Consider the following 14,042-nt stretch of genomic DNA (forward strand, 5'->3'; position numbering starts at 1 on the left):
ACAGGGTGTGCGGCAATTTTCGCGCGTTACCCCAAATTTAGTTCTCTTTCATCCTTTGTTTCAAATGTAAACACGATCCTCCTGTCTTTTCAGGAATTTCATTCTCATCTTCCTGAAGATTGTTCTAAAAAATACTAATTTGCACGGAACATCTGCGCGTGTGAACAATAATGCTAGCAGAAAAGCACAATAGTACGGATCAAAACCGGTGAAAGATTGACCAGATGTAAGTCAAACGATTATTTTTATCCCTATGAAACGATCACTAAGCTTACTACTTCTGCTCCTGAGTTTAATTTCGTGCGGAAAACTATGGGCCCATGAAAAGAAATTCCGTCATTTCACTGCCATCGAAGGATTGTCGCACAATACGGTGTTCGATATTGCGCAGGATCATAACGGCTTTATCTGGGTGGCTACCGGCGAAGGACTGAATCGTTATGACAGTTACGGGTTTAAAATTTATTATTCGGATAAAACTTCGTTTTCAATCCCGGGCAGAGAGGTACATTCGCTTCTGGTAACCCGCAAAGGGCATTTGCTTACAGGTACCGACAATGGCTTGTGCTTATTCAAACCTGAAAGCGATAATTTTGTCCAGGTACTTTACGAAGAACAATCTTTGGGTTACATTCAGACAATTTTCGAGTCAGCAAAAGGTGATATTATTGTCAGTTCCAACCGGGGCGTATTTCGCCTGACTGACGACGGAACCATGAGAGAACGTTTGCCGCTTGAAAATGCCATGATAGGACTTCAGCAGGACTCATCGGGGAACTTTTGGTCGTTCAAAAGGCGGCGGTTGTTTTATTTTGACGAAAAGGGCAATGTATTGAGAATTTATTATGTCAATCCCAAAGGTTGCCCGGATTTCATCCCATCCCCAATTTCGACCATTAAGATCGATTCGCACGATCAATTATGGATAGGAACATTCAGGGACGGGGCTTTCCTGTTTGACCCTGTTACAGAAAAATTTAAAGCTCTTCCATTGAAAACACAGCCGCAAAAAGCACATCCCATGTATTTTATCCGGGATATTGCCGAAGGTTATGACGGAAAATATTGGATTGGAACTGAAAGAGGATTATTTATTTACGACCCTGATACACAGGAATTCGAGCATTATTTGCAGTCGTTAGACCTGGCTTCGGCCACCATCAACGATAATGCGATCTACAAAATATTCAGAAGCCGCGAAAACATGATGTGGCTGGGTACGTATTTTGGCGGACTGAATGTTGTTGAACCGGCCCCGAACGGGTTTAAAAACATCAGACCCGGTATTAAGCACGGTGACCTGGAAGGGAAGGCAATCAGCCAAATCATCACCGGCCCGGATGGTAAATTGTGGATGGCCACCGAAGATGCAGGAATTGCCATTTTCGACCGGCAACAGCGCCGGTTTCAGCATATTCTGAACAAACAACGGCAAAGTCATTCAGCGATCAGCAACAACGTACATGCCCTTACCACCGGTCCGGCCGGTAAAATCTATTCCGGAAATTTTTTCGGAGGAATCGATCAGATCGATCCGGTCAGTTATAAAACCGTGAATTATTCTCACTCGCCCAATGACCCGAATTCGTTGATCAACAACTTTGTATTTTCGTTGTATTCAGATCCTTCTTGTGTGTTGTGGGTTGGCACCATGGATGGGGTGGACCTTTTTGATCTTAAAACGAAACGTTTTTCTCGGTTCAAGCCGGAAATTTTCCGGAGCAAATTCATTTATGACATTTTCCGTGACAGCCAAAAAAATTATTGGTTTTGTACCAACAATAATTCCGGGCTTTACCGGTACAATCCCGAAACCGACTCAATTGACCATTATCAGAAAGACAGCACGCTGGAACTGCATCATAACTCTTTCATCAGTCATTGTGTTGATTCGCGAGGGAAAATCTGGTTTGGATCAAGGGGCGGCGGCTTAATTCTGTTTGATCCCGGCACACAACAATTTAAAACCTATAGCATGGATCACGGGCTGCCCAACAACGTCATTTACGGGATTCTCGAGGATGATTATAATAATTTATGGCTGAGTACCAATAAAGGAATCTCGAAGTTCAACTACATCACCGGTGAAATTCGTAATTTCTCGGTTGACCACGGGCTGGTGGGAAACCAGTTCAATTATAAATCCGCTTTCATAGCCGACGACGGGACCATGTATTTCGGAGCTGTTAACGGGCTGACTTACTTTCGCCCCGATCAGATAACGACACTTGAATCGGAACCCGAAATTCATTTCACTAACTTCCGTCTTTTCAATGAAGCCGTGCGTCCCGGAAGTAATTCAGTCTTAAAGAATGACATCGATCTGACCGAAGAAATCAGGCTGAAGTACAATCAGAATGTTATCAGTTTTGATTTTATTGCCATTGATTTCCATTCGGGAGGGAAAAATAACTTTTTTTATTACATGGAAGGATTTGAATCGGGTTGGCAGCAGGCCGGAAATAATCTGAGCGCAACCTATACCAATCTGCCTCCGGGAGAATATTTTTTTCACATCAAAGCAACCAATATTTACAACCATCCCAATCAACGGCAGAGAACGATCAAGCTCGTTATTCTTCCTCCCTTCTGGAAAACATTCTGGGCTTATCTGTTTTATGCAATTTTGTTCAGCGTGATTGCATTTGCTTTATACCGTTTCAACGAGATCAGGCATCGCGAAAAAATGGTCCTGAAAATTGAAAAGATCGAGAAAGAAAAACTAAACGAACTGCACCGCCACAAAATAAATTTCTTTACCTATATCTCGCACGAATTTAAAACTCCCCTGACCATCATCCTGGCTGCGCTGGATTCGTTATTTTCAGGCGAAGATGTGCCTGCTGAATTTAAAAACCGCCTCCATACAATGAAACGGAATGTGATGAGGCTTCAATTTCTGATCAACCAATTAATGGATTTCAGGAAAGTTGAGACTGATCACGCCAGTCCCAATCAGCAAACAGGCGATGTGGTCCGGTTTTTAAGAGAAGTGTTTAATGCGTTCAACGAGCTGTTTTCGCGAAAGGAACTGGAATACATTTTTGTAACGGAATTTGAGCAACTATATACCCGTTTCGATCCTGACAAACTGGAAAAGATTGTTTCAAACCTGCTGAGCAATGCGTTTAAATATACACCGGAGCACGGCGAAATCAGGTTAAAGATCGGTACCACGGAACAAGACGGAGGTACATTTCTTACGCTGGAAGTTTCGGATACCGGAACAGGCATCAGCGAGGAAAAACTGGATAAGATTTTCAACTTGTTTTATAAGATTGATCATCATCAGAATGATTACCAGGGTAGCGGCATCGGACTAACCCTCACCCAAAGCCTGGTGAAATTTTTAAACGGGAATATATCGGTTGTTAGCAAGCCTGGCGAAGGGACTACCTTTACAGTTATGCTTCCGTTTGCTGCCGAAACCGACCTGGGTGAGCAGAATCCGGCCATTTCAGGACACAGCAGCATCATCGAAAACCTGAGTATTCAATCGGCTGAAAGCGATGAGCCGGAAACCGGCCACCCGAAAAAAGAATTTGAGATTCTGTTTGTGGAAGATAACAGGGAACTGTTGAAATTTTTATGTGGACATTTCAGGGAGAAATATTGGGTAAGCGCCGTCTCAAACGGAAAAGAAGCGCTTGAAAGTATCCGGAAACATGTGCCCGACCTGGTTATCACCGACCTGATGATGCCTAAAATGGATGGGGCCAGTTTGTGTAAAGAGTTGAAATCGGACTTTGAATATTGTCATATTCCAATTATCATGCTGACTGCAAAATCGGATGTCGAAACCCGGATGGAAAGCCTGGAAGTCGGAGCCGACCATTACCTGTCAAAGCCCTTCCTGTTGCCCGAACTGGAGCTGCAGATCAGGAATATCCTGATCGCCAAATCGAATCTCAAAAAGCATTTTATCCAGTTTGGAAATGTTCAAATGGACCATCCCATCAGAAATCGCGATCAGCAATTTATCGAACGGATCAGTTCAATTGTTCTTGAACATATCGATAATCCCGAATTAAATGTCTCGGTAATTACCACAGAAGCCGGTATCGGGCGAACCCTGCTGCACACCAAGCTCAAGCAGATCCTCGATCTGAGCGCCACCGAATTTATCAATACCATCCGGTTGAATGAGGCGCAAAAAATCCTGATCAACGCGCCGGAACTTACCATGTCGGAAGTGGCGTACAGAGTCGGATTCAACGACCCGAACTATTTTAGCCGGATCTTCAAAAAAATGTTCCATACATCGCCAACGAGCTACCGGCTGCAAAAAATGAACGAGGTTCAGGAACTGCCTGACAAGCTTGAGAACAGTTGAACAGCCTGGCCCGTATGTTCAGCCTGCATCCGAAAGAAACAATAATGCTAACATTCGGAACATTCATCCACCGGCTCACGGGTTCATATCGTCAAATTTGTGGTACATGCCGCTTCCGGCTGTCATTAACCAAAGCTTGACTATGAAAAAAATTCTGATCCTTTGTTTTATCGTAATCACGGCCTGGGCCAAATCTGTATTTGGCAAAGAAAGGCCCAATATCCTCTTTGTTTTTATTGATGATCTGGGATATGGCGACCTGGGTTGTTACGGGAACAAACGCCACGAAACTCCCCATATTGACCGCCTTGCGAACGAAGGCGTCCGTTTCAGCCAGTTTTATGTGAATGCCCCCATTTGTTCCCCTTCGCGGGTGGCGGTAACTACCGGGCAGTATCCTTCGCGTTGGGGAATCACCTCGTTTATTAACGACCGGAAATCGAATGAAGAGCGGGGAATGAAGAATTTCCTGGAACTCAAGGCTCCTTCGCTGGCCCGGAACATGCAGGAATCAGGATATTACACCGCACACATTGGAAAATGGCACATGGGCGGAGGACGCGACATTGGCGACGTACCTTATATTACTGAATACGGATTTAATGAGTCGGTTACACAGTTTGAGGGAATCGGTGAACGTTATCTGGCCACTTACGAAACGCTGAACCTGCCCGACAGTACCCGTAACCTGGAGAAAATGTCGGCTGCATTGGGTAAAGGTGAAATACACTGGATCAAACGCGAAGATTTTACGGAAGTTTTTGTTGACCGCACGATCCGGGCCATTGACCATGCGCTGAAAGAAGAAAAGCCGTTCTACATCAACCTGTGGCCCGACGATGTGCATACCCCGCTCGAACCGCCCCGCCACCTGCGCGGAAACGGAAAAACAGACGAGTTATATCGCGGCGTTATTCAGGAGATGGATGCGCAGCTGGCCCGTTTGTTCGATTACATCCGGAACCATCCGAAACTGAAAGACAACACTCTGATTATTCTCTCGGGCGACAACGGGCCGGCTAAAAACGTAGGCTCCCCGGACGGTTTGCGGGGCAGCAAAGGCAACCTGTACGAAGGAGGCATCCGGGAGCCGCTCATCGTGTGGGGGCCCGCTCTGGTTTCTCCAAAGAAACAGGGAACTGTTAATTCGAAAACCGTATTGGCCGGAATTGATTTATTTCCTTCCATTATTGCCATGACAGGAGCAAAAGAAACAGCCGGCGTTAGCTGCGACGGCATTGACGCCAGCCGTGCCCTGCTCGGATACAGGCAGCCTGTGCGCAAAAAATCAATCTGTTGGCAACGTCCGCCGGGAACATCGCGCGAATATCCCGATCTGGCCATTCGCGAAGGAGACTACAAATTGCTGGTCAATACCGACGGAACGAAGGCCGAGCTTTATAACATCCGGAAAGATGAAGCCGAAACCACGAATCTGGCCGGTAACTATCCGAATTTAACAACCCGCTTGAAAAAGAAAGTATTGGAATGGTATTCTGTTATGCCGCCGCTCGTTCAGTAGACCGGGATTGGCAGTTCTAAAGATCGGAAAATAAGTACTTCGGCGAATCAGGATCATTGTTCGCCGGATAGCACGTTTGTGTTTTTTAAACATTCATCTTCTGCAAGGGCCTCCTCTTCGAACATTACTCCATCACGATGAATAATTTGTGCTGAAGGAATGAAAAGCTGAAGGCTATTTTTGAAACCGTATATAATCCTAAATCTTCAGTTATGAGAAAAAATCTGATTATTTTACTATTGTTTTTTTCCTATTTTGTATCCTACGGACAATCTCATCCAGGGGCTGTTTCCGGGACCATTACGGATTCTGAAGGACAGGCCGTTCCGGGAGCAACCATTGTTTTGAAAGGGATCACCAACGGGACCATTAGTAATCTAAACGGTTCTTATTCCTTAAAAAATGTAAAAAATACCGATGTTCTTATTTTCAGTTTTATCGGGTATAAAACACAGGAGGTAACCATTGGTAACAAAACGGTGATCAATGTCGTCCTGACGTCCGACGATGTAGCGATGGAAGAAGTGGTCATTGTCGGCTACGGTGTGCAAAAGAAAGAAAGTTCGGTAGCCGCCATTTCTCAGGTTGACGGCGACGTGCTTAAAAAAGCCAGCACGGTCTCCCTGTCCAATGCCCTGACCGGGCAGGTACAAGGAGTTTTTACGGTCCAAACCGATGGCGAACCGGGGAGCGATGCCGCAAATGTTTTTATTCGCGGAAAATCGTCGTGGGTAAGTAATGTACCCCTGGTGCTGATTGATGGCGTTGAAGGAAATCTCAACGACATCGACCCGAACGAGATCGAAACATTATCGGTTTTAAAAGATGCCTCTGCAACCGCCGTTTTTGGGGTGAAAGGAGCCAACGGGGTCATCCTGATCACCACGAAAAGGGGACAGGCCGGCGGAATAAAACTGACATTCAATTCGGAATTTGGCTTAAAAAATCCCTTGCTGCGCCGGAACATGTTCGACAGTTACGCCACCGCCCTGATCATGAATGAGGCCTATAAAAACGACGGAAGCTGGAATCTTCTTTTGCCCGACGACGTTTTGGAGCATTACCGGACACAGGACATGCCTTACCTGTATCCGAACACCGACTGGGAAGAACTTTGCGTGAGAGATTTTGGGATTACCCAGAAACAAAGTATCAGTATCTCCGGGGGATCGAGTCATGCACGTATTTATGCGTCGTTTTCGTACACCTATGACGGCGACATCCTGAAAACGGTGAAGCAACCGGAATACGACCCGGCCTATAAATATAACCGGTACAATTACCGGGTAAACGCCGATTTTGACATCACTCCAAGTACAGTACTGTCGATGAATGCCGGCGGCTATGTCGGGATTAAAAATCAACCCAACGAATCTGCCTCTATCCGGACTTACCGCCCGATTTTCATGTTGGGCCCGATGGTGATCCCCAACGAATATCCCGCATGGATATTGGATCAGTATCCCGATCCGGCCCATCCCGACGAAACGGGTGCACGTCCGGCCAGCACCGGGGTCATCAATGCCAATAACCCGTACAATGCCATTAATTACAGCGGTTTTAAACAAACCAAATCAACAGGTCTGGTAACTGCATTCGTGTTGAAACAAAAACTTGATTTTATCACAAAAGGACTTTCGGTACAGGGAAAAGTCGCTTTCAACCACGATGAAGCTTACCTGAAAGCCTATAATTACGACAAAGTGGCCTATCGTTTGCTCACCGACGGCACCTGGGTCAGGTATAAAGGCCGCGATAATACCGACGGCGAAGGAACCGAACTTCCGATTAGCCCGGGAAGTGAAGATATTTCAGATACGCCCTTCCGCAGCTGGTATTACGAGGCCTCACTCAGTTATGCCCGTACCTTTAAAGACCACAGCGTTTCTGCGCTGTTCCTCGGGCAAAGACGTACCTGGCAGGATGATGTTGATTTTCCGCATTTTGAAGAAGGTATTGTGGGCCGTGTTACCTACGACTATAAAGCCAAATACATGCTCGAGGTAAACCTGGGTCTGAACGGATCGGAACAGTTTGCGCCCAAAAACAGGTATGGTTTCTTTCCATCGTATGCCGTTGGCTGGAACCTGCACCAGGAAAAGTTTATGGCTGCGCTCCAGCCCTGGATTTCACGGTTCAAGATTAAATACTCGTATGGCGAAGTGGGCAGCGACAATGCTGGGGGGCAACGATGGCTTTATACATCGACCTATGCAAACGGTACAACCAACCAGGATGAATATAAACCGGGAACGGCTGACAATCCGGGAACCAATATCACACCAATTGTAGAAGGGACGGTGGCCAACGAGAATGCCACCTGGGAACGGGCCAAAAAACAGGATCTCGGGATCGAACTGGGTTTCCTGAAAAACAACAAATTCTTGTTGACCATGGACTTTTTCAAGGAAGACCGCGACCATATCCTCCTGAGCCGCTTATCGCTGCCCGACTGGTTTGGCGTAGGCGCTAAACAGCAAAACCTGGGTGCCACCGAAACAAAAGGTTATGAAATAGAACTGAAATATACCGGAGGCAAACGCGAAGGATTGCAATACTGGGCAAAGGCAGGCGTCAGTTTTAGTGATAACCGGATTATTTACAGGGACGAACCCTATTATAAACCGGAATACCAGAAAATGGCCGGCCGGCGAATCGACCAGTTATTCGGATATGTCACCACCGGTTATATTGACAATGTCGACGAACGGGCAGCTGTGCCGCGTTACGGAAGCGGGATTGTCGGCCTGGGCGATGTGACTTATATTGATTTTAACGGCGATGGGGCGATTGATAACAACGACCGGGTGCCGATGGGCTATGCCGGAACTTATCCCCTGTATTTCTTCAGTTTTTCCGGTGGCTTGAATTGGAAAAACTTCGATCTCGATTTTACCTTCCAGGGGGCGACGAAAACCTCACGGGTGATGGTCGACGCCTTTTTATGGCCCTTGCACCGCCTTGCAAACCAGTATTTCGACTACCAAAGCGATTACTGGACGCCCGACAATCTGAATGCGCGATACCCGGCTTTGCACATGGACGCCAACCGGGCCCAGAACAATATTACCGACGGTACCGTAACCACCACCAGCTTGTTCAACGCATCGTATCTCCGCCTGAAAACAGCACAGTTGGGCTACGTGATCCCGAAAGAACTTACCGGAAAATTCAGAATAGACAAGTGTCGCTTATACCTCCAGGGGAATAATTTGTGGACCTGGTCTCCCGATTACCCGATCGGCGACCCGGAAGGAACCGACGCCGGCAACGGAAACGTGACTTACGGATATTATCCGCTGATCAGACGAATTACGCTTGGCTTGCAAGTAACATTTTAACCACGAATAAGCTACGATTATGAAAATATATATCATACCAATTATCGTTATGTTAGGAATGCTTTTCGCTTCCTGTGAAAGCGATTACCTGGATAAGATGGCAGAATCTGACGGATATGATGATGCGGCTGTTTTTCAGGACTCGGTGAATTTTAAGAATTTCAACGATAAATTAATTGTGACGCCCTTGTTGAAACGCCACCGGAACGATACACGGCCGTTGGGCGATTTCGACGATGTGTCAGATAACTCGATATCGGGGGCCGACTGGACCGGAGTTCCTTCGGTATTGGCGGCGACAGGCGATTTCTATTCGATGAGAACGGCAGATCCCGCCGTGATGGCCAATAACGGAACCTGGTCGCGAATATGGTCTTTGGTTCGTGTTGCCAACGTATGTATCAAAAACATCGACCAATACCCGGGTAGTGTAAAATCAAGAAACCGGATATTGGGCACCAGCTATTTTTTCAGAGGGTACTGTTATTTTGAGCTGACCCGCCGCTGGGGAGGGATGCCTTATTTTTACAAACCGATCGGTGCAGACGAGAACATGGACGTACCGAGGTTATCGTACCAGGAAACAATGCTTTTGGCTGCTGCCGACCTCGACAGCGCCGCGATGTATCTCGAACCGGTTATTGCAGAAAGCGACTGGGGCCGCCCGACACAGGTAGCCGCGCTTGCATTTAAAGCGAAAGCGCTGGTCTATGCAGCCAGCGAGTTTGCCACCATGCAGCCAGGCGCCCGGAACGATTTGTGGGACGATGCCGCCCTTGCAGCCGATGAAGCAATCCGCTTAGCCGAGGCGAATGATTACGGGTTAGCCCCGATCGATAAATATTATTACATCTTTAAAGAGAATGAAGAAGAAGTATATACCAAAGAAATTCTGTATGGGCGCCGTTATGACCACACTTGGGGATCCAACTCGTACAAGCAGCGGTATCGTCCGCCGGGCCAGTTATCCGGACAGTATGCAACGGCCCCGAACCAAACGCTGGTCGATTGTTTCGAAATGCAGGCTACCGGTCTGCCGGTGTCTGACCCTGCATCGGGTTACAATCCCCAGGATCCTTATGCCGGCCGCGATCCCCGTTTTGCCGAATCAATTATCCGCAACCAGCAGGTTGTGATGGGCCGGACCATGCAAATATTCGACAAAGACGAAACAAAAACCCCGGCCACCTTCGGCTCAACCGATTTGGTTTATACGGCAGGTCAGGTAAGCATGGGTTACACCAAAACCGGCTATTACAACAACAAGTGGATGGGGCGTACCTTCAATGCGAACCTTGATATGCACTATCCTGAGATTCGCATGTCGGAAGTTTACCTGCTGTTTGCCGAAGCGGCCAACGAAGCCTGGGCTTCGCCGACACAGCGTAATACCGCCTGCAAATATTCCGCTGAAGAGGCGGTCAATATCGTACGGACCAGGGCGCAGATGCCCGATGTGGCTTCCAAATTCCTGAATAAAGACGATTTCAGAGAACGGGTCAGGAATGAACGGCGCGTGGAACTTTGCTTCGAAGACAATCGCCTGTTTGACATCCGCAGGTGGTATATTGCACACCTTCCCGAAAACAGGGACATCTGGAAGATGGAAATTGCAAAAGTGGCGAAAGACGCAACTCATCCAACCGGGTTCAGATATACCCCCAGGTTATATAAACAACGGGTTTTTGAAGAAAGACATTACCTGTTTGTAATCAAATTGGATGATACCAACATTGGGCCGAATTTTAAACAAAACCCGGGATGGTAATTTTCTTAACCATAAAAAACACGGATATGAACTTATACAGAAATATACTTGTCGTATTTTGCTTTTTGTTTTTGTGTCAGGGATTTACATTAACCGCGCAAAACAAGAATACGAAAAAGGCAACTGTCATCAAAATGGCCTTGGATGCAAAGGTGGTTGACGATTCCGGAAAACCTGTCCCCGGCGCCAGGGTTTATTCTTCCCTGTCAAGGATTTATACCAGCACTGGTTCAGATGGGGGATTTAAGTTTGCGAGCTCAACAAATGATATGCTGGTCATTAAAGCAGATGGCTACCAGACAAAAACCATCAATCCGACGGATGAAGAGTTGCAGGACGGGAAAATTGTCCTGGTACGGGAGAAGGTGTTAAACGGCGGGAATAACCAGGTGGCGCTGCCTTTTGGATACACCACCGAAAGAAGGAGCGTAGGCGCCTATTCAACCGTAAAGGGAGAAAAGCTGCAAAATACCCCCGCCATGTCGATCCAGAGTACGCTGGGAGGCCGGTTAAACGGTTTATTCCAGATGCAAAACACCTTGGTTCCCGGATGGACCAACCACACCATGTATGTACGCGGGGGCTGGGGCGATTACATCACCATTGTTGACGGCGTGGAACGTACGCTGGAATATATTGAGCCGGAAGTGATTGAAAGTGTGGAACTGTTAAAAGACGCCACCATGAAAGCGATGTACGGCGGCTTGCAGGCCAACGGAATCTTGCTGATCACCACCAAACGGGGTAAAGCCTACGAAAACAGTGTCCGGGTAAATGTCGAACGAGGGATTCAGACCCCCTCCCGTTTGCCGGAGTTCCTGAATTCGTATGATTATGCCACCTACTACAACCAGGCGTTGGCCAACGATGGTTACGCGCCTCTGTACGATCAGGCAGCGCTCGACGCTTATAAAAACCACACCGACCCGATCCGTTATCCCGATGTTGATTTTTATAAAGAATTTCTGAACAAAACCTTCAGCATGACGCGCATTAATACCCAGTTAAGCGGAGGAAATGATCATTCCCGGTACTTTGCGCACATCGGTTACCAGGGAAACGGGGGATTGGAGAAGCATACCCAATATCCCAATGCGGATGATATTTTCACCGTCAGGACGTCTATTGATATGGATGTGCTTGATTTTATCACGATGAATGCCGGTTTCAACGGGGCGTCGCAGGTGAAAGAGTGGCCCAATATTTCAACCCAGAACTTCTTTGCGCCATTGGCGGCACATCATCCGAACGATTACCCGATTTTAATTCCCGGAGCAATGGTTGGCGCGCCTGACCAGTATGTGATTGGCGGTACGGCTGAAAAACAGAATAACCCGTATGGCTTGCTTACCGGAAGAGGTTATGCCGAACGCAGGTACACTTACATCCAGTCTGATTTTGGGCTGACCTTTGATTTTAACGAATGGATAAAAGGGCTGAAAGTGAGACCTTTTGTGTCGTTCGATGTTTACAATGTGGAAACAGCGACCAAGGCAGCTACGTTTACCGTATATGAACCCGTTTACGATCAGTCAACAGGAACACTGGGCTTTAACCGGTGGGGAACCACCACCCAGGCAACCAGCCAGTCGCGATCGGGAGCCGAAGTTCAGCGAAATTACGCGGTTAATGTAACTGCCAATTATGACCGGACATTCGGGAAGCATGAGATTAAAGGGCTGCTGAACTTTTACCAGTCACGAAATGAGATCCGCAATGTTCACGAAGACCCGCGGCGGCAGAACCTGGGCTTGCACCTGAGCGATATGATAGCGGATAAATATATTATTGAAGCCAATATAAACCGGGTAGGGGTGACCTCATTCTCGAAAGACAACCGTTACGGGTACTTTCCTGCAGTGGGCGCCGGCTGGATCCTGTCGGAGGAAGATTTCCTGTCGGGCGCCGGTTTCCTCGATCTGTTAAAATTACGCGCATCTTATGGTGTACTGGGATCGACAACCTACACCGCCGAAGGCGGTTTTGCAACCCACCTGTACCGGGATGTATGGCGACAAAACGGAACCATCGACATGAACGGAGACAATTACCTGGTATCGCTCGACCGTACGGGTAACCCGAACCTCGGCTTCCAAAAGAGTTACGAGTTCAACGCGGGAATCGACGCTGTTATGTTTAACCGGACAAGCCGCCTGAGCCTGGGGTATTTCAATAATATAAACGATGATTTTATCGGCGACCGCGGGAACATCATTCCCGGAGTGATCGGTAAAAATGAAGCACTCCCGTTCTGGAACTTCAAAAAATTCGGACTGCAGGGGGTTGAAGGCGAACTGTGGTACGACCGCTATTTCGGAGATCTTCAGTTTAGTTTCGGTGCGAATATGACTTACGGAATATCGAAGCGGATAAAAGACGGGGAACCTGCCTATCCGTCCGATACCTTTAACGGATTAATAACCGTCGGACGCCCGGTTGATGCCATTATGGGACTCGAAGCGATCGGCGTATTCAAAGATCAGGCTGATATTGAGGATTCTCCTCTGCAAATGTTTGGCCCGGTCAGACCCGGCGACATCAAATATGCCGACGCCAACAAAGATGGGTATGTTGACGAGCGCGACCGCGACGAGATTGGAAATTCAAGTCCCCGGCTCCAGTACGGCTTCAATATCGACCTCAAATACAAAGGATTTAACCTGAGTGTTTTGGTGATGGGATATGGCAAGTATAACCGTTTGCTGAATACCCAGTATTACCAGATTTACGGAAACAGGAAATATTCGCAGGTAGTCATTGACGGTCTGCCAAATGGCAATGCACATCCGCAGTTGTCGGCATTTTCTTATGAAAACAACTTCGTGAATTCAACCTACTGGATTGTTAACAGCGCTTTTATGAAGCTGCGGAACGTGGAACTGGGCTATACCCTGCCACACAAACTGACGCAAAAGGTTGGGGTGAATGATGTTAAGCTGTTTACCAGGGGATATAACCTGTTAACCTTATCTAAAATTAAAGACCTGGATCCTGAAAACCTGAATGCGGGGATCGGCAACTTCCCCTTGTGTTCGACCTTTTCAGCAGGGGTTTCAGTTTCTTTTTAGATCATATGAA

Annotated in this window: 5 protein-coding genes; all 5 read left to right on the forward strand. The window is 47.3% G+C overall.

Annotated features, from left to right (window positions below):
• Window positions 1–253 precede the first annotated feature (253 nt).
• The 5 genes from ACOIT5_RS14200 (at window position 254) to ACOIT5_RS14220 (ending at window position 14,032) form a co-directional block, all read left to right on the forward strand.
• Window positions 254–4,333 carry a hybrid sensor histidine kinase/response regulator transcription factor gene (locus ACOIT5_RS14200; protein ID WP_423126816.1) on the forward strand — a complete coding sequence of 1,360 codons (4,080 nt, stop codon included), beginning with the start codon at window positions 254–256 and terminating at the stop codon, window positions 4,331–4,333.
• Between the two features lie 142 nt (window positions 4,334–4,475).
• The gene (locus ACOIT5_RS14205; protein ID WP_423126817.1) at window positions 4,476–5,855 is read left to right on the forward strand and encodes a sulfatase-like hydrolase/transferase; all 1,380 of its coding nucleotides are present in this window, start codon (window positions 4,476–4,478) and stop codon (window positions 5,853–5,855) included.
• Window positions 5,856–6,067: 212 nt separating this feature from the next.
• Window positions 6,068–9,196 carry a SusC/RagA family TonB-linked outer membrane protein gene (locus ACOIT5_RS14210; RefSeq protein WP_423126818.1) on the forward strand — a complete coding sequence of 1,043 codons (3,129 nt, stop codon included), beginning with the start codon at window positions 6,068–6,070 and terminating at the stop codon, window positions 9,194–9,196.
• A gap of 19 nt (window positions 9,197–9,215) precedes the next feature.
• Window positions 9,216–10,964, forward strand: a complete 1,749-nt coding sequence (locus tag ACOIT5_RS14215; protein ID WP_423126819.1) for a RagB/SusD family nutrient uptake outer membrane protein — start codon at window positions 9,216–9,218, stop codon at window positions 10,962–10,964.
• 26 nt (window positions 10,965–10,990) lie between these two features.
• The gene (locus ACOIT5_RS14220; protein WP_423126820.1) at window positions 10,991–14,032 is read left to right on the forward strand and encodes a SusC/RagA family TonB-linked outer membrane protein; all 3,042 of its coding nucleotides are present in this window, start codon (window positions 10,991–10,993) and stop codon (window positions 14,030–14,032) included.
• Window positions 14,033–14,042 lie beyond the last annotated feature (10 nt).

The sequence above is a fragment of the Gaoshiqia hydrogeniformans genome (assembly GCF_049347105.1).
Classification (GTDB): Bacteria; Bacteroidota; Bacteroidia; order Bacteroidales; family Prolixibacteraceae; genus Gaoshiqia; species Gaoshiqia hydrogeniformans.